General features: G+C 71.4%; 18 protein-coding genes. 5 read left to right on the forward strand and 13 right to left on the reverse strand.

From position 1 onward, the window contains the following. Positions 1-76 precede the first annotated feature (76 nt). From PXH83_RS11425 to rsmI, 7 genes are all read right to left on the reverse strand, one after another. The gene (locus tag PXH83_RS11425; RefSeq protein ID WP_274559464.1) at positions 77-1438 is read right to left on the reverse strand and encodes an acyltransferase family protein; all 1362 of its coding nucleotides are present in this window, start codon (positions 1436-1438) and stop codon (positions 77-79) included. 305 nt (positions 1439-1743) lie between these two features. Further along, on the reverse strand, positions 1744-2664 hold the full coding sequence (locus PXH83_RS11430; RefSeq protein WP_274559466.1) for a 4-(cytidine 5'-diphospho)-2-C-methyl-D-erythritol kinase: 921 nt from the start codon (positions 2662-2664) through the stop codon (positions 1744-1746). After that, the gene (gene rsmA, locus PXH83_RS11435; RefSeq protein ID WP_274559468.1) at positions 2661-3557 is read right to left on the reverse strand and encodes a 16S rRNA (adenine(1518)-N(6)/adenine(1519)-N(6))-dimethyltransferase RsmA; all 897 of its coding nucleotides are present in this window, start codon (positions 3555-3557) and stop codon (positions 2661-2663) included. Before rsmA ends, PXH83_RS11430 begins: the two co-directional genes overlap by 4 nt. 496 nt (positions 3558-4053) lie before the next feature. Next, positions 4054-5538 (reverse strand): ubiquitin-like domain-containing protein, encoded by a 1485-nt coding sequence (locus PXH83_RS11440; RefSeq protein ID WP_420803149.1) that lies wholly within the window; start codon positions 5536-5538, stop codon positions 4054-4056. Positions 5539-5674: 136 nt separating this feature from the next. Continuing rightward, a complete protein-coding gene (locus tag PXH83_RS11445) occupies positions 5675-6574 on the reverse strand; it encodes a TatD family hydrolase (RefSeq protein ID WP_274559470.1) in 900 nt (299 codons plus the stop codon). Positions 6575-6607: 33 nt separating this feature from the next. Further along, positions 6608-7012 (reverse strand): hypothetical protein, encoded by a 405-nt coding sequence (locus PXH83_RS11450; RefSeq protein ID WP_274559472.1) that lies wholly within the window; start codon positions 7010-7012, stop codon positions 6608-6610. Positions 7013-7140: 128 nt separating this feature from the next. Continuing rightward, positions 7141-8046, reverse strand: coding sequence for a 16S rRNA (cytidine(1402)-2'-O)-methyltransferase (gene rsmI, locus PXH83_RS11455; RefSeq protein WP_274559474.1), 906 nt, complete (start codon positions 8044-8046; stop codon positions 7141-7143). A 61-nt stretch (positions 8047-8107) separates the two neighbouring features. On the opposite strand from rsmI, the gene PXH83_RS11460 reads away from it, so the two are divergent. The 3 genes from PXH83_RS11460 to PXH83_RS11470 all read left to right on the forward strand — a co-directional run bounded on the left by PXH83_RS11460 (position 8108) and on the right by PXH83_RS11470 (position 12510). Continuing rightward, a complete protein-coding gene (locus tag PXH83_RS11460; RefSeq protein ID WP_274559476.1) occupies positions 8108-9829 on the forward strand; it encodes a dolichyl-phosphate-mannose--protein mannosyltransferase in 1722 nt (573 codons plus the stop codon). A 125-nt stretch (positions 9830-9954) separates the two neighbouring features. Continuing rightward, on the forward strand, positions 9955-11580 hold the full coding sequence (locus tag PXH83_RS11465; protein ID WP_274559479.1) for a penicillin-binding transpeptidase domain-containing protein: 1626 nt from the start codon (positions 9955-9957) through the stop codon (positions 11578-11580). Between the two features lie 84 nt (positions 11581-11664). After that, positions 11665-12510, forward strand: coding sequence for a DMT family transporter (locus PXH83_RS11470; protein ID WP_274559482.1), 846 nt, complete (start codon positions 11665-11667; stop codon positions 12508-12510). A gap of 183 nt (positions 12511-12693) precedes the next feature. Here the strand turns inward: PXH83_RS11470 and PXH83_RS11475 are convergent, their stop codons facing one another. The 4 genes from PXH83_RS11475 to PXH83_RS11490 all read right to left on the reverse strand — a co-directional run bounded on the left by PXH83_RS11475 (position 12694) and on the right by PXH83_RS11490 (position 16571). Then, positions 12694-13872: a serine hydrolase domain-containing protein gene (locus tag PXH83_RS11475; protein ID WP_274559485.1), complete on the reverse strand. Its 1179-nt coding sequence runs from the start codon at positions 13870-13872 to the stop codon at positions 12694-12696. 83 nt (positions 13873-13955) lie between these two features. Then, a complete protein-coding gene (locus PXH83_RS11480) occupies positions 13956-14747 on the reverse strand; it encodes an energy-coupling factor ABC transporter ATP-binding protein (protein WP_420803150.1) in 792 nt (263 codons plus the stop codon). Continuing rightward, positions 14744-15505, reverse strand: coding sequence for a cobalt ECF transporter T component CbiQ (gene cbiQ, locus PXH83_RS11485; RefSeq protein WP_274559487.1), 762 nt, complete (start codon positions 15503-15505; stop codon positions 14744-14746). The genes PXH83_RS11480 and cbiQ overlap by 4 nt, the downstream gene beginning before the upstream one ends. Position 15506: 1 nt before the next feature. Then, the gene (locus PXH83_RS11490) at positions 15507-16571 is read right to left on the reverse strand and encodes an energy-coupling factor ABC transporter permease (protein ID WP_274559489.1); all 1065 of its coding nucleotides are present in this window, start codon (positions 16569-16571) and stop codon (positions 15507-15509) included. A 157-nt stretch (positions 16572-16728) separates the two neighbouring features. Between PXH83_RS11490 and PXH83_RS11495 the strand changes: the two genes are divergently transcribed. Next, positions 16729-17100 carry an SsgA family sporulation/cell division regulator gene (locus PXH83_RS11495; protein ID WP_274559491.1) on the forward strand — a complete coding sequence of 124 codons (372 nt, stop codon included), beginning with the start codon at positions 16729-16731 and terminating at the stop codon, positions 17098-17100. A gap of 81 nt (positions 17101-17181) precedes the next feature. Here PXH83_RS11495 and PXH83_RS11500 read toward each other — a convergent pair whose 3' ends face one another. Continuing rightward, positions 17182-19380 carry an MMPL family transporter gene (locus PXH83_RS11500; protein ID WP_274559493.1) on the reverse strand — a complete coding sequence of 733 codons (2199 nt, stop codon included), beginning with the start codon at positions 19378-19380 and terminating at the stop codon, positions 17182-17184. Positions 19381-19534: 154 nt separating this feature from the next. Further along, complete coding sequence (locus tag PXH83_RS11505) at positions 19535-20107, reverse strand: TetR/AcrR family transcriptional regulator (protein WP_274559495.1); 573 nt, start codon at positions 20105-20107, stop codon at positions 19535-19537. A 236-nt stretch (positions 20108-20343) separates the two neighbouring features. Here PXH83_RS11505 and PXH83_RS11510 point away from each other — a divergent pair, with 236 nt between their 5' ends. Continuing rightward, positions 20344-23619, forward strand: coding sequence for a S41 family peptidase (locus PXH83_RS11510; protein WP_274562783.1), 3276 nt, complete (start codon positions 20344-20346; stop codon positions 23617-23619). Positions 23620-23660: the final 41 nt, after the last annotated feature.

A 23660-nucleotide genomic window follows, 5' to 3' on the forward strand; every position in this document is an offset into this window, starting at 1 on the left:
GTGCGCGCTCCAGGGACGGGAAAGGGATAGACGCTCCAGCGTAGTCGCCCTCCGCCCCCTGCCGACGACCCGGTCGTCAGAGGGCCGGGGTACGGGCCCGGAGCCGTGCGGGGCCCCGGCCCGCGGTCTCGACGAGGAGCCAGCCCGCCAGGGCCATCAGGACTGCGGCGGGGGCACTGATACGTACGGCTATGAGCATCGCCGTACGCCCTTCGAGGAGGTCGCCGAAGCCGACCATCGAGAGGCCGAGTATGCCGAGGAGGCAGAGCGTGATGCCGATGGCGGCGGCCGGCCCCGCCAGGCGGCCCGGCCGTGGGGCGAGGGCCTGTGCGGGGGTGATGGGCTTCGGGCGCTCGAAGGTCCGGAAGGCCGCCACGAAGAGCGCGGTGAGAGCAGCTGCAGCGGCGAACCGGAGCGGCACCTGCGCCCACCAGGCGGCGCTCGCCGGTACGGGCAGGGGCACGTCCAGGGCGAGCATGGCGCCGTACACACCGAGCATCGCGGTGAGGTGCCAGAGGAACGCGGTCATCGCGACCCCGTTGGCGGCGACGACCGCACGCCAGGCGCGGGGGCGCGCGACGAGGCGTGCGCCGGGGGCGCGCAGCAGCTCTACAGCGCCGACCAGCCAGAGGCCGTGCGCGAGGAGCGCGAGGGTGGGCGGGGCCATGTTGCTGACCTTCTCGCCGGGCATCCCGACCATGCTCAGCGGGTACGGCCCGAAGGCGACCAGGGCCGCGGCGCCGGCCAGGCCGGTCAGCGCGAGGGCCGAGGGCATCCGGATGCGGCCGTCGGCGCGCAGGAAGCCGAGCTGGTGCACGGCGAGCCAGACGAAGGCGAAGTTGAGGAACTCGACGTAGGGCACGTCGAGCGCGAAGCGCAGGACGTCGACGGTGGCGGCGGCGCCGGCCAGCGCCACGAAGGCGCCCCATCCGTACCTCTCGTGGAGCTTCAGCAGCGGCGGGGTGAACGCCACCATGGCGAGGTAGATCCCGATGAACCAGAGCGGCTGCGCGACGAGCCGTAGCGCGACCCCGGTCAAACCGCTTCCGCTCCCGAGCAGTTGGAGCGCGAGTGCGGCGGCGCCCCAGAGGAGGATGAAGGCCATGGTGGGGCGCAGGAGGCGCTGGAGGCGGGCGCGGAGGAAGAGGGAATACACCGAAGTCCCTGCGGGGTGCTTGCGGCGCAGGGAGCGGTAGGACAGGGCGTGCGAGAAGCCACCGACGAAGAAGAAGACGGGCATGACCTGCAAGGCCCAGGTGATGAGCTGGAGCTCGGGCACGACGGCGAGGAGATTGCCGACGTTGCCGTCGGCGGTGACGGCGGCCATGAGCCAGTGGCCGGCGACGACGGTGCCGAGTGAGGCGACGCGGAGGAGGTCTGTGTACCGGTCGCGCCCGGCGGGCGTCTGGTCGGCGAGCTCGCGAACGCTGTTTCCCATGCGCGTACGTTCTCGCCGACGCGGCGTCGCCCGGCAGCGCTGCGGTACTCATTTTCCGGCTGAGTACGTCAGGCGAAGCGGGCGCGCTCCCGGTGGGCGGCGGGACGCCGTGGGCGGGTGCGGCCCGGTGGGTGCTCCCCCGGCGCTGCGCGCCGGGCCTGCCCCACCCCGCCCACCCGTTGAGGGGGAGCTACAGGTCTCCGGTGGACGGCCGACCGGCGTCGGCGGCCGCCGCCCGGAGGGCCGGTCCCGGCGGACTGGTCCCGGCGGGCTCGTCCCGGCAGGCTCGTCGCGCGTCGCGCCCCTTACCCCGCCTCGATCACCGTCGCGCCCGGCGCCGGGGACCCCGCCACCCGGGCCGTGCGGCACGTGCCCGAGGACAGCAGGGCTGCGGCCACCGACTCCGCCGTGTCCGCGTCCTTCGTCAGGAATGCCGTCGTCGGGCCCGAGCCCGAGACAAGGGCTGCCAGGGCTCCCGCAGCCGTGCCTGCTGCCAGGGTGGCGGACAGGGAAGGGCGCAGGGAGAGCGCTGCGGGCTGGAGGTCGTTGACCAGGGCGTCTGCCAGGGCCGTCGGGTCGCCGGTGCGCAAGGCGTCCAGGAGAGCCGGGGACGCCGCCGGGGGCGGGACTTCGGTGCCCGCCGTCAGGCGGTCGAACTCGCCGTACACCGCCGGGGTCGACAGCCCGCCGTCCGCCACCGCGAACACCCAGTGGAAGGCGCCGCCGACGGGGAGGACGGTGAGCTGTTCGCCCCGCCCCGTGCCCAGCGCCGCCCCGCCCACCAGGCTGAACGGAACGTCACTGCCCAGCTCCGCGCACATGGCAAGCAGCTCCGAGCGAGGCGTATTCGTGCCCCACAGCGTGTCGCACGCCAGCAGCGCTCCCGCGCCGTCCGCGCTGCCGCCCGCCATGCCCCCCGCCACCGGGATGTCCTTGGTGATGTGGATGTGCACGTCGGGCGAGAGGCCGTGGCGTTCGGCGAGGGCGATCGCTGCCCGCGCCGCCAGGTTCGTACGGTCCAGGGGGACCTGGTCCGCGTCCGGGCCGGAGCACGTGATGCGCAGCGCGTCGGAGGGCGTGACCGTGACCTCGTCGTAGAGGCCGACCGCCAGGAAGACGTTCGCCAGGTCGTGGAAGCCGTCGGGGCGCGCGCCGCCCACCGCCAGCTGGACGTTGACCTTCGCCGGAACCCGCACCGTGACCGTGGTGCCCGTGGTCTCCGTCATGCGCCCGCCCCCTTGTTCTCCGCGATACGGGCGAACTCCTCCACCGTCAGCGATTCGCCGCGCGCCTGGGGCGAAACGCCCGCCGCGACCAGTGCCGCCTCCGCCGCCGGCGCCGAACCCGCCCATCCCGACAGCGCCGCGCGCAGCGTTTTGCGCCGCTGCGCGAACGCCGCGTCGACCACCGCGAAGACCTCCGCCTTGGTCGCCGTGGTCTTGATCGGTTCGGTGCGGCGGACCAGGGAGACGAGGCCGGAGTCGACGTTCGGGGCGGGCCAGAAGACGTTCCGGCCGATCGACCCCGCCCGCTTGACCTCGGCGTACCAGTTCGCCTTCACGGAAGGCACTCCGTACACCTTGTTGCCCGGCCTGGCGGCGAGCCGGTCCGCGACCTCCGCCTGGACCATGACCAGCGTCCGCTCGATGGTCGGGAAGCGCTCCAGCATGGTGAGCAGGACGGGGACGGCGACGTTGTACGGGAGGTTCGCGACCAGCGCCGTGGGGGGCGGGCCCGGGAGCTCCGTGACGTGCATCGCGTCGGAGTGGACGAGCGCGAAGCGGTCGGCCCGTGCGGGCATCCGTGCGGCGATCGTCGAGGGCAGTGCGCCCGCCAGTACGTCGTCGATCTCGACGGCGACGACACGGTCCGCGGTCTCCAGCAGCGCGAGCGTCAGTGAGCCCAGGCCGGGACCGACCTCGACGACGACGTCGTCCGGCCGCACCCCGGCCGTCCGTACGATCCGGCGGACCGTGTTGGCGTCGATGACGAAGTTCTGGCCGCGCTGCTTGGTCGGGCGTACGCCGAGCGCCGCCGCGAGTTCCCGGATGTCGGCGGGACCCAGCAGGTCGTGCAGGGGCGGCTCGGGAGGCGTCTCAGAAGGCTCAGTGGTGCTCACCGCTCAAGCGTAAAGGCCCCCGGCACCCACCTCGCCCACCCGGACGCGGTCCCCCGGTCTCGCCCGCCGAGGTGCGGGAGGGGACGTGCAGGGGCGCTCCCCGCAGGGCGTCGAACACAGCGTGGGCGGCGTACACATGCGACCCCCCGCCCGTTCGACACCCGAGGAGACGCCCCGGAACGGCACCGACCCGAACGCACCGCACCACGCTGCCCACGCCCGAGTGCCCGTGGGAACGCACGCCGACGGGCCCCACGCCGCGGCGCGCACCGAGCTGCCGGAGGGGACGTGCAGGGGCGCTCCCCGCAGGGCGTCGAACACAGCGTGGGCGGCGTACACATGCGACCCCCCGCCCGTTCGGCACCCGAGGAGACGCCCCGGAACGGCACCGACCCGAAGGCACCGCACCGCACCGCACCCCGCCCCGCCCCAGCACGGCACCGCCCCCGAAGGCACCGCACCCCGCACCCGCGTCCACCACGCCCCCGCCCCTCCCTCAGCCTCGCAGCCTCCCGCCGCAGTGCGGCCACGGGCTGGCTCCCCGCTGCACGTACAGCTTCTTCGCCCGGTACGTCTGCTCGCTCGCGCTCGCCTCCTGCGGGCGCCCGCTGCCGCCGAGCGACTGCCAGGTCTGGGCGTCGAACTGGTACAGGCCGCCGTAGTTGCCCGTCGGGTCGACCGCGCCGGGGCGGCCGCCCGACTCGCACTGGGCGAGCCCTCCCCAGTTCAGCCCCTCCGCGCCCTCCACCGACGTCGGCATCGGCTTCGTGCCAACCTTCACGCGCCGGGTGACCGGCTCCCGCGCGACGTGCTCGGCGATCTTCCTCGGGCGCTGCTTGACGCCGTTGACGGTCCGCAGCGCGTACGTGACCCGCCTCGACCCCTGTGCGCCCGCCTGTACGACGACTTCGGTGCCCTTGAAGAGCGACGCGTCCTCCGTCCGCTCGATCTCGAACGGGATCGGTTCCTCCCGCACCTCCTTCGAGCCCTTGATCCGCATCACGGTGACCATCTGACCGTCGCGCGGGAAGCTGTCGGCCGGCACGGAGGTGGTGTCCTCGCCGCGCAGGCTGATGCCCGCCTCGGCCAGCGCCTCCCCCACGGTCGCGACGTTCGTACGGATGGTGCGCTCGCGCCCGTCGGCCATGAAGGTCACGGCCCGCTCGGTACGGACGTCCAGTGCGAGGCCGCTGCGCCCGATTTCGGAGGAGCGCGAAACGGAGAGGTACGCGCCCTCCACGCGCACCCCGAGCTGGCGCAGTGCGCCGTCGACCGTACGGGCGGTGGTCCACACCCGGCGCCGCTGCCCGTCCAGGGTCAGCGCCACGGGGCGGCCGTAACGGACGACGACCTCGTCACCGCTGGCCAGTTCCGCGCCGGGGGCGGGCGCGACCACGTCGTGCGCCCCCAGCTCGACGCCCTGGTCCTCAAGGAGCTCGGTGACGTCGTCGGCGAACGTGTGCATGGTGCTGGGTACGCCGTCGACGCTGAGCTTTACCGCCTTGTCACTGGCGACGAACGCCGACGTACCGCCCGCCAGGAACGCGACCACCAGCGCCTGCGGGACGAGCCGGCGCAGCGTGTCGGGCCGCTCGGCGTCCTTGCGGCGCCTGGCGGCCCGCCGCGCCTCGGCCCTGCCCCCGCCGCCTTCGACCACCGGCGCGGGACGGGCGCTCTGGCGGGGCAGCAGCGGCTCCTTGAGCTCGTACGCCGGCGCATACGTGTCGTACGTGGACGGCGGCTGTGGCGCGTACCCGCCGCGTTCGCGCCCGTAACCGGCATACGCGGCATACGCGGCGTACGCAGCCTCCTCGGCGCATTCCACGCACCCGTCGTACCCCCCGTACCCCCTGTACTCCCCGTACTCGCCGTGGCCGTACTCGCCATACTCGCCGTACTCGACTGGCTCCGCCGTCCCGGCCGCCAGGCCATGGCCGCCGCCTCCCCGCACCTTGCGGTGACTGCCCTGCGAATTGCTCACGACGCTCCAGAGGTCCGGTCCGCTCCACTCTTGATGACGCTGCGGGCCGGGACACTAGCGGAGCCTTGGTCACTCTCCAAAGCAACTCGGCTACGCAGTGTCGCGAAGTCGCCTTCCGCCGGACTCGGTACCGGACTCAGTAATCGAACGCGCGTGCCGTATTCACAGCGAGCGCCGCCGCCAGGACGTCCTCCCCGATGCCCCGCACCGCCGCCATCGCGCGCACCGTGACCGGAATGAGATACGGAGCGTTAGGCCGTCCGCGGTACGGAGCGGGGGTCAGGAAGGGAGCATCGGTCTCGACGAGTACGAGATCGAGCGGCGCGACGGCGAGCGCGTCCCGCAGCGGCTGGGCGTTCTTGAAGGTCACGTTTCCGGCGAAGGACATGAAGTAGCCCTTGCGGGCGCAGATTTCGGCCATCGCGGCGTCGCCGGAGTAGCAGTGGAAGACGGTGCGCTCGGGTGCGCCTTCCTCGTCGAGGACGCGCAGCACATCATCGTGCGCCTCGCGATCGTGGATGACGAGCGCCTTGCCGTGCCGCTTGGCGATTTCGATGTGGGCGCGGAAGGACCGCTCCTGGGCTGCCATGCCGTCGGGCCCCGTACGGAAGTAGTCGAGCCCGGTCTCGCCGACGCCCCGCACGTACGGCAGCGCGGCCAGCCTGTCGATCTCGGTGAGCGCCTCGTCGAGCGCGGCGTCCCCGCCCGCGGGCCGCCCGCCCTGCCGCGACCCCCCTCCCCCAGCCCCAGGAGGCTGGGAGGTGCCCCCAGGGTCGCCGAGGACGATGCGCGGAGCCTCATTGGGGTGCAGAGCAACAGCGGCGTGCACGTTGTCGTACGCCGCCGCCGTCTCGGCCGCCCAGCGGGAGCCCTTGACGTCGCAGCCCACCTGGACGACGGCGGTGACTCCGACCGCCGCGGCCTTCGTCAGGGCCTCGTCGACCGTGCCGTCCTGCATGTCCAGATGGGTGTGCGAATCGGCGACCGCCGCCCGGAGCGGCTCGGGCAGCGGTGGAGGTGCGTCTTTGGGGCTCATGGTCACGATCGTACGAAAACCGCGACCCGTCCCTTACTTGCGGTGCTGGAAGGGATGCAGCAGATCCGAGAGGTGCCAGTGGTGCTGAATGCGTACCGGCCCCGGGGGTTCTTCGGCCGGTCCCGCGGGCCCCACGAGGGGTCCCGCCAGCGGAGCGTCCACCACGGCCGCCCGCACCATGTCCCGGATCGACTGGATCTTCCCCGGCCGCATGATCCGCACGACGTGATAACCACAGTTCGCGCACTTCGGCTTGGACAGCGGCGAGGGGACCCGTTCCCCGTCGGCCGTGTAGACCACGTATTCGTGGCCCGCGCCGTCGACGTGGTGGTGGATCTCGTAATCCTGCTCCCAGCCGTGCCCGCACCGCATACAGGCAAAGGCGTAAGCCTCGTGAGCGGTGGTTCCTGTGCCGGCGGTGTCAGCGATCTCGCTCATGCCAGCTCCTTTCCACTGGTCCAGTGGACGCCTTTTACGGCGGGAGCGCATCGGGTCCTGTCGAGTTATGGAACGGTCTTGGCCTTTCCATGGAGAAAGGCCCGGTGCACGCTCAGTACTTTGACTTTTTACGATAGTCCTTTACCGCCCGCGGAGCCCGTCCGTGCCGCATTCTTTGCCGCCACGACGGCATCGAACACCTCGCGCTTGGGCAGGCCCGCCTCCGCGGCGACCGCCGCGATGGCCTCCTTGCGCCGCTCCCCCGCCTCCTCGCGCACCTGCACCCTGCGCACCAGTTCCGCCGGGTCGAGATTCTGCGGCCCGGCTTCCGGGGCTCCTTCGACGACGACGGTGATTTCTCCCCGTACGCCCTCGGCGGCCCATTCGGCGAGCGCCTTCAGCGGGCCGCGCTTCACCTCTTCGTACGTCTTGGTCAGCTCACGGCAGACCGCCGCGCGCCGCTCGTCGCCGAAGACCTCGGCCATGGCGGCGAGGGTGTCGTCGAGGCGGTGCGGGGCCTCGAAGAACACCAGCGTCCTGCGCTCGTCGGCGACCTCACGGAGCTTGCCGAGCCGCTCGCCCGCCTTGCGCGGCAGGAAGCCCTCGAAGCAGAAGCGGTCGACGGGCAGGCCGGACAGGGCGAGTGCGGTCAGTACGGCCGAGGGGCCCGGCACGGCGGTGACCTTGATGTCCTTCTCGACGGCGGCGGCGACCAGCCGGTAGCCGGGGTCGGAGACCGACGGCATCCCCGCATCGGTGACCAGCAGCACCCGGGCGCCGCCCTCCAGCGCCTCCACCAGTTCCGGCGTACGGGCGGACTCGTTGCCCTCGAAGTACGACACGACACGCCCCGTCGTCTGCACCCCGAGCGCCTGCGTCAGGCGGCGCAGCCGCCGGGTGTCCTCGGCGGCGACGACGTCGGCCCTCTCCAGTTCCGAGGCGAGGCGGGGGGGTGCGTCGGCGACATCGCCGATGGGGGTCCCCGCGAGTACGAGCGTTCCGGTCGTTCCAGTCGTTCCAGTCGTTCCAGTCACAAGAGCCATCCTCCCAGGGCGGACGGACGACGTGCACAGAAGCGTTCCCTACGATGGCGCGGTGACCAGTACTGCGTCAGAAGCCCAGCAGGGCAGGGCCCCCGGGGAGCAGCCGCCGTCGTGGCAGCAACGGCTGCGTCGATTCGGCTACGTGCCCAGGCCGGTCATCGGTCTGCACGGGCGGCTCGTGCCGCCGTACAGCAAGCCGGGCACCCATCTGTGGAGAGTGCTCGGAGTGCCGCCGGTACTGGCCGGGCACCTGGTGCGGTGGGCGGCCTGGGGCGGTCCGCTGCTGATCGCGCTCGTCGCCGGGCTGCTGCGCTTCTGGCATCTGGGCGAGCCCGAGGCGGTGATATTCGACGAGACGTATTACGCGAAGGACGCCTGGGCGCTCATCAACCAGGGGTACGAGGGCCAGTGGCCCAAGGACATCGACGAGCGCGTTCTCGACGACCCGTCGGGGGTGGCCGTCCCGACGGACCCCGGTTATGTGGTGCATCCGCCGGTCGGCAAGTGGGTCATCGGAGTCGGCGAGGCGATGTTCGGGTTCACGCCCTTCGGCTGGCGCTTCATGGTGTTCGTACTCGGCACGCTGTCGGTGCTGATGCTGTGCCGGATCGGGCGCCGCCTCTTCCGCTCGACCTTCCTGGGCTGCCTGGCGGGGGCGCTCCTGGCGGTGGACGGCCTGCACTTCGTGATGAGCCGTACGGCGCTGCTCGACCTGGTGCTGATGTTCTTCGTCCTCGGCGCTTTCGGCTGCCTGCTGATCGACAGGGACTGGGCGCGGCGAAAACTGGCGGCGGCTCTCCCGTACGACGACGAGGGCGTCCTGCGCCCGGACTCCGAGGTCGCGGAGCGGCTGCGCCTCGGCTGGCGGCCGTGGCGGATCGCGGCGGGCGTGTGCCTGGGCCTGGCGTTCGGCACGAAGTGGAACGGGCTGTACATCCTGGCGGCGTTCGGTCTGATGACGGTCCTGTGGGACGTGGGCGCGCGCCGGACGGCGGGCGCGGTGCGGCCGTACGTCGCGGTACTGAAGCGGGACGTCACCCCCGCTTTCTTCGCGACGGTCGTGGTCACCTTCGTGACGTATGTCGCCTCCTGGACGGGCTGGATCGTCACCAAGGAGGGCTACTACCGGAACTGGGCCGAGGCCGAGGGCAAGGGCGGCAACTGGACCTGGCTGCCCGACTGGCTGCGCAGCCTGTGGCACTACGAGACCGAGGTCTACAACTTCCACGTCAATCTGACGTCCGGTCACACGTACGAGTCGAACCCATGGAGCTGGATCGTCCTGGGCCGCCCGGTCTCGTACTTCTACGAGTCCCCGAAGCCCGGCAAGGAAGGCTGCCCGGCGACCGAGGCCCGCGAATGCGCCCAGGAGGTCCTGGCGCTCGGCACCCCCCTCCTGTGGTGGGCGTCGTGTTTCGCGGTGCTGTACGTGCTGTGGCGATGGGCGTTCCGGCGCGACTGGCGGGCGGGTGCGATCGCGTGCGGGATCGCGGCCGGCTGGGTGCCCTGGTTCTTCTACCAGGAGCGGACGATCTTCCTCTTCTACGCCGTCGTGTTCGTGCCGTTCCTGTGCCTGGCGGTGGCGATGATGATCGGCGCACTGCTGGGCCCACCGGGTTCGGACGAGCGGCGCCGCGCGGTCGGCGCGGTCGGCTCAGGGGTCCTCGTACTCCTCATCATCTGGAACTTCATCTACTTCTGGCCGATCTACACCGGCCAGACGCTCCCGATGGACGAGTGGCGCGATCGCATCTGGCTGGACACGTGGGTGTGACGCGGGCGACCGTCCCGTTCCCATAACGCTCACCCCGCGTGTCACTGCCGTCCCGTAGGGTGCGATACAGCAACTTCTTGAACATGTTCAGTTCAAGGGGACTCCTGGGGAGGGGACTGCACGTCATGCGCAGTGGAGCGAAAGTCGCCGTCGTCGGCGGGGTGTTTCTGGTCGTGGCCGGGGGCGTGGGCTACGGCGCGTACTCCATGGTGAGTGAAGAGACCGGTGGCGGTACGGAGATCAAGAGCGCCTCGGCGCCGAAGAAGACCGGGCCGCCGAGCGCGGACGAGGTCGCGCAGACCTCGAAGGACTTCTTCGCCGCCTGGTCGAAGGGCGAGGCCGACGCCGCGGCCGCCCTCACCAACAACACGGTGGCAGCCAAGCCCGCGCTCCTCGCGTACCGCGACGAGGCGCACATCAGCAAGGTGAGGCTGACGCCGGGGACGGCGGCCGGTGCGAAGGTGCCGTTCACAGCCGAGGCGACGGTGACATACGGAGACAAGAGCAAGCCGCTCTCGTACGAGTCGGAGCTGACCGTCGTACGCGGCCTGACCACGGGCAAGGCCCTGGTCGACTGGAAATCGTCCGTCGTCCACCCGGAGCTGAAGGACGGCGAGACGCTGAAGACGGGCGAGGCCTCCGCGCCGCCCATCAAGGCGGTCGACCGCAACGGCGCCGAGCTGACGAAGGAGAAGTACCCGTCGCTCGGCCCGGTCCTGGACACGCTGCGGGAGAAGTACGGCGAGAAGGCGGGCGGCAAGCCCGGCATCGAGCTGGCGATCGAGGGGGCAGACAGCGAAGCGCCCGCCCGGACCCTCCTCACCCTCACCAAGGGCAAGCCGGGCAAGCTGCCGACGACGCTCGACGCGGGCGTACAGGCGGCCGCCGAGAGGGCGGTCAAGCAGTACGGCGAGGCATCGGTCGCCGCGGTCAAGCCGAGCACGGGCGAGATACTCGCCGTCGCCAACAACCGCACCGACGGCTACAACGCGGCGGTCCTCGGCAAGCAGGCACCCGGCTCCACGATGAAGATCGTGACGGCGGCGATGCTGCTGGAGAAGGGCCTGGCCGGGGCGGACCGCAAGGCCGAGTGCCCGAAGACGGCGATGTACCAGGGCCGGACCTTCCACAACCTGGACCACTTCGACATCCCCAGCGGCAACTTCACCACCAGTTTCGCCCGCTCCTGCAACACCGCCTTCATCAAGCTCATCGACGACACCAAGGACGACGCCGCGCTGCCGAAGACCGCGCGTGAGGTCTTCGGCCTGGGCCTCGACTGGCAGACCGGCATCGTCACGGCCGACGGTTCGGTACCGGAGGCGACGGGCGGCGAGGCGGCGGCCCAGTACATCGGGCAGGGCACCGTACAGATGAACGCCCTCAACATGGCGTCCGTCACCGCCACCGCCAAGGCCGGCACCTTCCACCAGCCGGTCATCGTGCCGCGCTCGCTGGACGACCGTCAGCTGGCCACCGCCTCTCGCTCCCTCTCCCCGACCGTGCACAGCCAACTCGTCGGCATGATGCGGCAGACGGCCTCCTGGGGCACGGCCGCAAAGGCGATGGCGTCGGTCGGCGGCGACAGGGGCGCCAAGACCGGTTCGGCGGAGGTCGCCGGCCAGGGCAAGTCCAACAGCTGGTTCACCGGCTTCAGCAACGACGTGGCAGCCGCGGCATCCGTCGAATCGGGCGGCCACGGCGGCGACGCGGCGGGCCCGCTCGTGGCGTCGGTACTGCGGGCCGGCTGACGGCAGGCGGGGTCGCATGGCCCGTACAGCTACCGCTAGCGTGCGGGCCATGACCGCTCCCGAAGGCATACGCGAGCACAGGGCGTGACCCCGACAGTCGCCGCGGCTGTCCTCATCGCCGCGATTACGCACGCGAGTTGGAACGCGATCGCGCACCACATAAAAGACCAGCTGCTCTCCTTCACGCTCATCTCCGGCGGCGGAGCCCTGCTCGGCCTGGCCGTCGCACCGTTCGTGCCCTTCCCCGCGCCGGCCGCCTGGCCCTACCTGGTCACCTCGGCCATCGTCCACGTCGGGTACATGGCGCTGCTCATGCGGTCGTTCACGCTGGGCGACTTCGGCCAGATGTATCCGATCGCGCGCGGTACGGCGCCGCTGGTGGTGACCGTGCTGGCCGCGGTCTTCGTGGGCGAGCGCCCGGACGGCTGGCAGACGGCGGGCGTCGCGGTGGCGTGCGCCGGCCTGGTCGGAGTCGCGCTCTGGGGCATCAGAGGCTCCCGCCCGCAGTACCCGGCCCTGCTGGCGGCGCTCGCGACCGGCCTGGCGATCGCGGCGTACACGGTCGTGGACGGTGTGGGTGTACGCGCGTCGGGCACCCCGCTCGGCTACATCGCGTGGCTGATGATCATGCAGGGCCTGGCCATCCCGGCGTACACCTTCTACCGCCGCCGCACCGAACTCCTCACCCAGATGCGCCCCCTGGCCGCCCGGGGCCTGCTCGGAGCGGTCCTCTCGATCTCGGCGTACGCCCTGGTGCTGTGGGCCCAGACCCGCGCGCCACTGGCGCCGATCGCCGCGCTGCGGGAGTCGTCGATCATCGTGGGGGCGGCGATAGGTGCGCTGTTCTTCAAGGAACGCTTCGGTGCCCCGAGAATCGCGGCCGCGAGCCTGATGGTGGTCGGCATCGGCCTGATGCTGCGTACGAGTTGACGCGATGCGTGAGGGGACGTGCCGGGGCGCTCCCCGCAGGGCGTCGAACACAGCACTGCCGCACGAGCCGACCCCCCGCCCGTTCGGCGCCCGAGGAGACGTCCCGGCGCGGCACCGACCCCGAAGGCACCGCACCACGCCCTGCGCCACCGCGTCCATCAGCGACCCGAAGCCCCCGCCGCCCTACGCGGTGGCGGACCGCACCGCCCTGACCAACGCCTGGGCGCGCGGGTCGGCGGTGACCCCCTTCTGGAGGCCGTTCGTCACGTACCCGAAGGCGATTCCCGACTCCGGGTCGGCGAAGCCGAGCGAGCCGCCCCGGCCCGGGTGCCCGAACGACCCCGGAGCCAGCAGCGGCGCACCGGAGCCGTGCAGCATGAAGCCCAGCCCGAAGCGGGTGTTGACGACCAGCACGCGGTCCGGGCCCGCCGACTCCTCCGTCCGCGCGAGCGTGAGCGTCGCCGGGGCGAACAGCCGGTGCCCGTCGACCGGCCCGATCATCGCCGCGTAGCAGCGCGCCAGCGCCCGCGCGGTGGATATCCCGGCGGACGCGGGGAGTTCGGCCGCGCGGTACGCCGGGTCGTTCTCGTCCGCGAGCGGATCGATCGCACCGAACGCACGCCGGGTCAGCGACGCCGGATCCCGGTACGCCTCGCTCACGCTCCGCTTGGGCCGCACCCGCAGCGCACCGCCGTCGAGCGGCGGCGCCTCCACGGGACCGACGCGGCCCACCCGGTGCGCCTCGTCGGCCGGGAGCCCGACCCAGAAATCCAGCCCCAGCGGCCGAGCGATCTCCTCGGCGATCCACCGCCCGACGGTCCGCCCCGTCACCCGCTTCACGAGCTCGCCGACCAGCCAGCTGTACGTCTGCGCGTGGTAGCCGTGATCGGTGCCGGGCTCCCACGCCGGCGCCTGGTCGGCGACGGCGAGCGGCCCGGAGATCCCGTCGGCCGCCTCGGCGGGGGTCAGCGGCCGGTCGAGCACAGGCACGCCCGCGCGATGCGAGAGGAGATGCCGTACGAGTGCCCGCTCCTTGCCGTTCGCCTTGAACTCCGGCCAGTACGTGGCAACAGGTGCGTCCAGGTCGATCTGCCCGCGCTGGTGCAGGAGCAGCGGCACGGCGGCGGCGACGCCCTTGGTCGCGGACCGCACGACCTGTGCGGTGTCGACGGCCCACGGCTCGGTGCCGTCGACGTCGCGCGTACCGGCCCACAGGTCGGCGACCTTGCGGCCGTGCCGGTACACGGCGACGGCGGCGCCGCGTTCGCCGCGCTGTTCGAAGTTGCGCACGAAGGCGTCCTTGACCGCTTCGAATCCGGCCGCGACCGTTCCTTGCACCTCTACCGCTGGGCTCCCGCTCATGCCCCCCATGGTGCAATGCCGCTGGGCGACGGGATGGCGGGGGGTCATTTCCCCACCCCCTGTCCCGAACGGTGGAGCCCCGGTTACGCCTCCACCCGTACCGAACCCGGGTCGAAGCCGAACGGGAGCTCCAGGCGGTGCGCCCGCATCACCGCCTCGTCGGAGAGCAGCTCCTGCGTACGCCCGTCCGCCACAATCGCGCCCTCGCTCAGGATCACCGACCTGGCGCACAGCTCCAGGGCGTACGGAAGGTCATGCGTCACCATCAGCACCGTGACGTCCAACGACCGCAGAATGTCGGCCAGTTCGCGCCGCGAGGCCGGGTCCAGGTTGGACGACGGCTCGTCCAGGACCAGGATTTCCGGCTCCATGGCCAGCACCGTGGCGACGGCGACCCGGCGCCGCTGCCCGAAGGACAGGTGGTGCGGCGGGCGGTCCGCGTACTCCGCCATGCCGACCCGGGTCAGCGCGGTACGTACCCGCTCCTCCAGCTCCGCGCCCCGCATCCCCGCCGCGGCCGGCCCGAACGCCACGTCCTCGCGTACGGTCGGCATGAAGAGCTGGTCGTCGGGGTCCTGGAAGACGATGCCGACCCGGCGGCGGATCTCCGCGAGGTGCTGCTTGCCGACGGGCAGCCCGGCCACCGTCACCGTGCCGGCGCCCGCGGTGAGGATGCCGTTGAGGTGCAGCACGAGCGTGGTCTTGCCCGCACCGTTCGGCCCGAGCAGCGCGACCCGCTCGCCGCGTCCAACGGCCAGATCGACGCCGAAGAGGGCCTGGTGCCCGTCGGGATAGGCGTAGGCGAGCCCACTGACCTCAAGAGACATCGCGGGCATGGCAGGCGTGGTCGTCATGGCGTCCGTCCCAGTCGTCATAGCGTCCATCCCAGCAGACAGACCCCGAGCGCCGAAACCGGCAGCGCGGCCGCCCGCGCCCACTGCGCCCGCGACGCCGTCACCTCGTCGATCACCGGCATGGTTCCGGTGTAACCCCTGCTGACCATCGCCAGATGCACGCGCTCACCCCTCTCGTACGAGCGGATGAAGAGCGCACCCGCGGTCTTGCCCAGCACACCCCAGTGCCGCACGCCCCGCGCCTCGAACCCGCGCGAGCGCCGCGCGATGGACATACGGCGCATCTCGTCCGTAATCACATCGCCGTAACGGATCATGAACGACGCGATCTGCACGAGCATCGGCGGCAGCTTCAGCCGCTGCAGCCCGAGCAGCAGGGAGCGCAGTTCAGTGGTGGAGGCGAGCAGAACGGAGGCGGCGACGCCGAGCGTTCCCTTGGCGAGGACGTTCCACGCGCCCCACAGACCCGAGACGCTCAGCGACATGCCGAGCACCTCCACCCGCTCGCCCTGCGCCACGAACGGCATCAGCACGGCGAAGGCGACGAAGGGCACTTCGATGAGCAGCCGCTTGAGCAGATACCCGGCGGGGACGCGGGCCGCGTACGCGACCACGCCCAGCAGCACGGCGTAGAGCCCAAAAGCCCACATCGCCTCGCGCGGCGTGGACACGACGACCAGCACGAAGCAGAAGACGGCGGCGAGCTTGCAGTGCGGCGGCAGGGCGTGGACGGGGCTGTGTCCGTGCCGGTAGAGCTTGTGGGCGTGGCCCGCGCCCATCTCAGACCGTTTCCTGTGCGCGTACGTCGGCCTGCTGCCGCTCACTGTCGCGCCGGCGCCGCAGCGTCCAGAAGACGCCGCTGCCGACGACGACGGTCGCGCTCACGCCGATCACGCCCGCGAGGCCGCCGGAGACACGGCCGTTGCTGATGTCCTCGATGCCGTAGTCGGCGAGCGGGGAGTCCGCGGCGGCGTGCTCCTCGACCTTCCGGTCGATTCCCTGGTCGGCGGCGACCTTCTCCAGGCCGTCCGGGCTCGCGGAGGCGTAGAACGACACGAACCCGGCGAGGACAAGGGCGGTGACCAGACCCGCGCCCCACACCCGGCGGGTCGAGCGCGCGGCGACCGGCGCAGCGGCCGGAGCCTGGGCGGGCGCCGCGTCCACCAGCTCGCCGCCGACGCGCAGCTTGAGGGGGGCCGAGAGCCCGCGCGCGCCGTGCACCAGGTCGGGGCGTACGGCAATGACGGCGCCCACGGTCAGCGCGGTGATCGCGGCTTCGCCGATGCCGATGAGGACGTGTACGCCGACCATCGCGGTCAGGACCTTGCCGAGCGGTACGTCGGTCGTGCCCCCGACGGCGTAGATCAGCGTGAAGGCGGCGGCAGCGGCGGGCACGGACACCAGCGCGGCGACGAAGGCCGACGCGGTGACCGAGCGGCGGCTGCGCGGCAGGATCTTGACCAGGCCGCGGAAGAGCGCGTACGCCACAACGACCGTGACGACGCCCATGACGGTGATGTTCACGCCGAGCGCGGTGAGCCCGCCGTCCGCGAAGAGGATGCCCTGCATCAGCAGCACGACGGAGATGCAGAGGACGCCGGTGAAGGGCCCGACGAGGATCGCGGCGAGTGCTCCGCCGAGCAGATGCCCGCTTGTACCGGCTGCGACGGGGAAGTTGAGCATCTGTACCGCAAAAATGAACGCGGCGACGAGCCCGGCCAGTGGAGCGGTCAGTTCGTCGAGTTCGCGGCGCGCACCGCGCAGGCTGACGGCGACGGCGCCCACCGCTGCGACACCTGCCACAGCCGAAACAGGTGTGTTGATGAATCCGTCGGGGACATGCATGGTGGGGCTCCGCTTCCTGCGGGTTGGTTAACCGTTCGATGATAGGGCCCACCTGCAAAGAGCTCGCAAGAGCGCACGGGTCACAAATAGAGCGGTGCACGCGCCGCAAAATATGGGACATTAGAGGACAAAAGGCTTGATTTTGAGGAGGCGGCCAATGCAGCTCGCAATCGAGGACCGCGCACGGGCCCACCTCATCACGGACGCCCCGCAGAACCGCTCCGTCCCTGTGGCCCTCCGTTACGACCCGTCGGTGGACCCACTCGCCGTACGCCTCGTCATTCCGCCGGACGTCTCCCCCAGCAGCACCGAGACCGAGTGGGTCTTCGCGCGCAGCCTTCTGGAGAAGGGCCTGAGCCGTCCCACCGCGACCGAGAGCGGCGATGTCAGGGTGTGGCCGTGCGGCCGGGTGCAGGCGGTGCTGGAACTGCACTCGCCACAGGGCGTGGCCGTGATGCAGTTCGACAGTGCGGCGCTGCTCCGCTTCCTCCACCACACGCACGAGAGCGAGACCACACCCACGCACTGAACGCAGAAAAAGAGGTAAGGCCCCCCGGTCGTAAGGACCGGGGGGCCCACCTCTTCACCACTTCACCGGAGCCAGCGACGCCTACGCACGCACCAGCTCCCGCTCCCCCTCCGACGAGGCGTCGCCGTCACCGCGGCCGTCGCCGTCACCCAGCTCCTTACGCAGCTGCTCGCCCTCCACGTCCACATTGGGCAGCGCCTTGTCCAGCCAGCGCGGCAGCCACCAGGCGGACTTGCCGAGCAGCGCGAGAACCGCGGGCACGATGGCCATACGCACCACGAACGCGTCGAAGAAGACGGCGATCGCGAGCCCGAAGCCGATCATCTTGATCATCGACTCGCTCGACCCGATGAAGCCGCCGAAGACGGCGATCATGATGACGGCTGCGGCGACCACGACCCGCGCACCGTGCTTGAACCCGGTGACGATCGCCTGGCCCGGACGCTCCCCGTGGACGTACGCCTCACGCATGCGCGTGACCAGGAACACCTCGTAATCCATGGCGAGACCGAAGACCACACCCACCATGAAGATCGGCATCATCGACATCACCGGCCCGGTCTGCTCGACGCCGAACACGTCCGCGAGCCAGCCCCACTGGAAGACCGCGACGACCGCGCCCAGCGCGGCGACCACGGACAGCAGGAAGCCGAGCGCCGCCTTGAGCGGAACCAGCACCGACCGGAAGACGACCATCAGCAGCAGGAAGGCGAGGCCGACGACGAGCGCGAGGTAGGGCAGCAGCGCGTCGTTCATCTTCTGCGAGAAGTCGATGTTCATGGCGGTGGCGCCGGTGACCAGCACGTTGTCGCCGCTGGAGTCCCGGATGGAGTGGACGAGGTCCTCGGTCCCGGCCGAGGACGGCCGGTCCTTGGGCACAACCGTGATCACCGCGGTGTCGCCGGCCTTGTTGGGGGTCGGCGGGGTGACGGCCGCGACGCCGTCCATGCCCTGGACCTGCTTGACGGTGGCATCGGCGGCGGCCTCGTCCCCGTCAACGACCACCATCAGCGGCCCGTTGAAGCCGGGGCCGAACCCGTCGGAGAGCAGGTCGTACGCCTTGCGCTGAGTGGTGCTGACCGGCTGCGAGCCGTCGTCGGGCAGGCCCATCTCCAGCGATCCGGCCGGTACGGCGATGATGCCGAGCCCGACCACACCGGCGAGCAGCACGGCGACGGGACGGCGCAGCACGAAGCGGGCCCAGCGCGTACCCATGTTGGGCTTCGCGTCCGCGTCCTGGGACGCACTCTCCATCCGCTTGCGCGCCTTGCGGCCGACGACCTTCGCGCCCGCGAAACCGAGCAGTGCCGGGACGAGGGTGAGCGCGATGAGGACGGCGATGACGACGGTTCCGGCGGCGGCGAAGCCCATCTTGCTGAGCATCGGGATGTTCACCACAGCAAGCCCGACCAGCGCGATCACGACTGTCAGACCGGCGAACACGACCGCCGACCCGGCCGTGCCGACCGCGCGGCCCGCCGCGTCCTCGCGCTCGCGGCCCTCGGCGAGTTCGGCGCGGTAGCGGGAGACGATGAAGAGCGCGTAGTCGATGCCGACCGCGAGCCCGATCATCATCGCCAGCGTCGAGGTCGTGGACCCCAGGTCCAGCACATTGGCGAGCGCGGCAATGGTGGACACACCGATACCGACGCCGATGATCGCGGTGAGCAGCGGCAGCCCGGCGGCGATCAGCGACCCGAAGGTGATCACCAGCACGATCGCGGCAACGACAACACCCACGATTTCGCTGGATCCGGTCTCGGGCACGGCCTGCAGCGCGTCACCGCCGATCTCGACGGTGAGCCCGGCGTCCCGCGCCTCGTCACCGGCCTCGGTGAGCGCCTCGCGGGTCTCCTCGGTCAGCTCCATGCCGCTGACCTTGTACGTCACCTGGGTGTACGCCGTACTGCCGTCGCGGCTGACGGCCTTGCCCCGGTACGGATCGACAACCGAGGCAACCTGGTCGGACGAGTCGCCGAGCTCGGCGACAACCTTCTTGACCTCGGCCTTGTGCGCGGCGTCGGTCATCTTCTGGCCGTCGGGGGCCTTGAAGACCACCCGGGCGGTGGCCCCGTCCGCGCTGCCGCCGGGGAAGCGTTCTTCGAGCAGGTCGAAGGCCTTCTGGGCCTCCGTACCCGGTATGGAGAAGGAACTTGAGGTCGCGGTGGACGCGGAGGCGGCGCCGAAACCGGCGAGCGCCAGCAGCACCACCCAGGCGAGGGCGACGAAGGCACGGCGGCGGAAGGCGAACCGGCCCATTTTGTAGAGGAACGTGGCCACGAGGGCGTACTCCCGGTCAGGTCGTTGGATACGAACAGGGCGTGGGAAATCAGCCCGACGACGAGAGCGGTGCGCGTCAGGTGGAGCGTTTGGGGAGAGTTACGGACGCCGGTGGCGGGGAGAACCACCGATGGGGATCAGGCACCCGGCAAAGTCAGGCGCCCAAAGCCGGCAAGACCACGGCGTCGAGATAGTCGGCGAGAAAGGCACGGTCGGGCGACCGGTCCTCGATCAGCTGCTGGGCGACGAAGGCGCCGACCAGCATGTGCGGGACGTACCGCAGGGCGGGCGTCGAAGCGGGAATCTCACCCCGGTCCACGGCACGCCGCAGCATGACGTCGAGCCCGGTGAGCTCGGGCGCGATCAGCAGCTCCCGCAGCGCCTCATGGAGATCGGGATTTCCGTGAACGGCCTGGGCGAGACCACGCATCAGCGCGGAGTCCCTCTCCAGCTGGCAGTCGTCGGTCCGCTCCACCAGGGCGTGGAAGTCGCCGCGCAGCGTGCCGGTGTCGATATCGGCAACGCTGACCGGCTTGTTGTGGCGCAGTGCCCTGGCGACCAGCTCCGGCTTGCTCCCCCACTGGCGGTAGAGGGTGGCCTTGCTGGACCGGGTGCGGGTGGACACGGCGTCCATGGTGAGGCCGTCGTAACCCACCTCGCGGAGCAGGTCGAGCACGGCTTCGTACAGCTCGCTCTCGCGCTCGGGCGTGAGTCGTGTGCGCGCCATGCTCTCCTCCTCACGGGAACGAAACGGTTTCGTACACCACGACCTTACGACGCCCCTTCACCGAAACGAAACCGTTTCGATGGTGTTCTGCGCCACAAGTTGCCGCGCCCCCTCGCTGCGGAAAGCATTGGGGGGTGAGCGACGCACCCGGGGCCGTCGGCCCGCACGAGAAGACCGCCACCGAGCAGCCCCCGGCCGCGCGGCGCGAGCGCCACGCGGCGCCCCCGCAAACCGCCCTGCCCCGCTCCTACCTCCGCTTCCCCCACCTCCACGGCGACCTCCTCTGCTTCGCCGCCGAGGACGACCTCTGGCTGGCACCGATCGTCCCCGCCGGTCAGCAGCCCGACCGGGCCTGGCGGCTCACCGTCGACCGGACCAGGGTCAGCCACCCCCGCTTCTCCCCCGACGGCCGGGACATCGCGTTCACCACATGGCGCAGCCTCGACCCCGAGGTCCACCTCACCCCGGTCGACGGCGGGCAGCCCGCCCGCAGGCTCAGCCACTGGGGCTCGCTCGACACCCGCGTCTGCGGGTGGACGCCCGAATCGAGCGACAGCGAGCCGCACATCCTCGCCGTCGCCTCGCACGGCCAGCCGTTCTCGCACTACTCCTGGGCGTACAGCCTGGCCACCGACGGCAGCCCCGGCGCCCAGCTGCCCTGGGGCCCGGTCTCCGACATCGCCGTCGCGGACATCGACGGCGAGCGCCGTACGCTCCTGCTCACCGGCAAGCCGCCGCACGAGCCCGCCTCGTGGAAGCGCTACCGGGGCGGCGCCACCGGGCGGCTCTGGCTGCACGGCAAGCGCCTGCTCCCGGACATCGGCGGGCACCTGGACTGTCCGATGTTCGTGGGCGGACGTATCGCCTTCCTCTCCGACCACGAAGGCATCGGCAACCTCTACTCCTGCCAGTACGACGGCACCGACCTCCGCCGCCACACCGACCACGACGCCTTCTACGCACGACACGCGTCCAGCGACGGCACCCGCGTCGTCTACCAGTGCGCGGGCGACCTGTGGCTGGTCGACGACCTCTCCCCCGGCGCCGTACCGCGCAGGCTGGACATCCGTCTCGGCGGCCCCCGCGCCGGCCGCCGCCACTACCAGGTCCCGGCCGCCAACCACGTCGACGGACTGTCCGTCGACCCAACGGGCCGTGCGAGCGCGGTAGTCGTACGCGGCAGCCTGTACTGGCTCACGCACCGCGACGGCCCGGCCCGCACCATCACGGACACCCCGGGCGTACGGGCCCGCCTCCCCGAAATGCTCGGCACCGGCATGCAGGTCGCGTACATCACGGACGCGGAGGGCGAGGACGCCATCGAGATCGCGTACCTGCCGCGAGCGAGCGGCGCACGCGAGCCGCGCCGTATCGCATCGGGCAGGCTCGGGCGCGTACAGGAACTCACCTCGGACCCCGAAGGCGAACGCATCGCCATCGCCGCGCACGACGGCAGGCTCCTCCTCGTCGACGTGAGCGAGGAGTCGAGCGGCGAGGTCACCGAACTGGCCCGCTCCGCCAACGGCCCCGTGCGCGACCTCGCGTTCTCCCCCGACGGGGCGTGGCTGACCTGGTCGCACCCGGGCGTCGGCCGGTCCCTGCGCCAGATCAAGCTGGCCAGGATCAAGGACCGCCACATCATCGACGTCACCAACGGCCGCTTCGAGGACGAGAACCCGGTCTTCACGAGCGACGGCCGCTACCTCGCCTTCCTCTCCTGGCGCGGCTTCGACCCGGTGTACGACGTGCACACCGGCGACCTGTCCTTCCCGCTGGGCTGCCGCCCGTACCTGGTCCCGCTGTCCTCCGCGACCCCGTCCCCCTTCGCGCTGCTGCCGGACGGCCGCCCGGCGGCGGGCGGCCTCGACCCGGTGGAGGCCGAAGAGGCGGGGGAGGGCGACGGCACGGTCACGGTGGAGGTCGAGGGCCTCCCCAACCGGGTGACCCCCTTCCCGGTGGCCGCGTCCAAGTACTCCGCCCTGCGCGCGGTCACGGGCGGCGGCCTGGTGTGGCTGCGCTGGCCGATCTCGGGCGCGCTCGGCGAGACCTTCGCCAACCCGGCCGACATGTCCGGCCGCCCCACCCTGGAGCACTTCAACCTCACCAAGGCCCGCAAGACCGAACTCGTGGACCACCTGGACTGGTTCGCGGTGAGCGGCGACGGCTCGCGCCTGGTGGTGATGGACGAGGGCGACCTGCGCGCCGTCCCCGCCACCGAAACCGGCGACAGCGACACGACGGTCTTCCTGGACCTGCGCCGCATCCTGCACACCGTGGACCCGGAGGCGGAGTGGCGGCAGGCGTACGCCGAGGCGGGCCGCATCATCCGGGCGTACTTCTGGGAGCCGCAGATGTGCGGCGTCGACTGGGAGGCGGTGCTGGACCAGTACCGCCCGCTGGTCGAACGGGTCGCCACCCCGGACGAGTTCGCGGACCTGCTCCGCGAAGTCCTGGGCGAGCTGGGCACCTCGCACGCGTACGTCGCCCCCGCGCGCCGCAACGAGGGCCCGCCGCACTACCAGCGGGCGATGGGCCTGCTGGGCGCCAACTTCGTGTGCCGGGACGGAAAGTGGCTGGTACGCCGCATCCTCCTCGGCGACTCGTCCGACTCCAAGGCGCGGTCGCCGCTGGCCGGTACGGGGATCCGGCCAGGGGCGGTCCTCACCCACGTGGACGGCCGGCCGGTGGACCCGGTGGCAGGCCCGTACCCGCTGCTGTCCGCCGCCGGCGGCACGACGGTCGAGCTGACGTTCCAGCCGGCGGAGGGCGAGGGCCCGCCCCGCCGGGTCGCGATCGTCCCCCTGATCGACGAGCGCCCTCTCCGCTACCAGGACTGGGTGGCCAAACGCCGTGAAGTGGTACGGGAGTTGAGCGACGGCAAGTGCGGCTATCTGCACATCCCCGACATGGGGGGCTCGGGCTGGGCCCAGTTCAACCGCGATGTCCGGATGGAAGTCTCGCTCCCTGCGCTGATCGTCGACGTACGCGGCAACGCGGGCGGCCACATCAGCGAGCTGGTCGTGGAGAAGCTCACCCGCGTCATCATCGGCTGGGACCTGACGCGGGACGCCCAGCCGGTGTCGTACGCGTCCAACGCGCCCCGGGGGCCGGTGGTGGCCCTCGCCGACGAGGCGACGTCGTCCGACGGCGACATGATCACGGCGGCGTTCAAGCTCCTGAAACTGGGACCGGTGGTGGGCCAGCGGACGTGGGGCGGGGTGGTGGGCATGACCGGCCGCCACACGCTGGGGGACGGCACGGTGATCACGGTGCCGATGAATGCGGCGTGGTTCGACGCGTACGGGTGGTCGGTGGAGAACCAGGGCGTGCCCCCGGACATCGAGGCCCTGCGTACGCCGCTCGACTGGGCGGAGGGCCGCCACGCGCAGCTGGCCGACGCGGTGGAGGTGGCGCTGAGCCTGCTCGCGGAACGCCCGGCGGCAACGCCCCCGACGTACACGAACGTCCCGGACAAGACCCGCCCGAAGCTGCCGCCGAGGGACGGGGCGTAGCGGGGGAGGGCGCAACAAGTGGCCCCCGGCCCTGCGCCACC

This window comes from Streptomyces spiramyceticus (assembly GCF_028807635.1).
Lineage (GTDB): Bacteria > Actinomycetota > Actinomycetes > Streptomycetales > Streptomycetaceae > Streptomyces > Streptomyces spiramyceticus.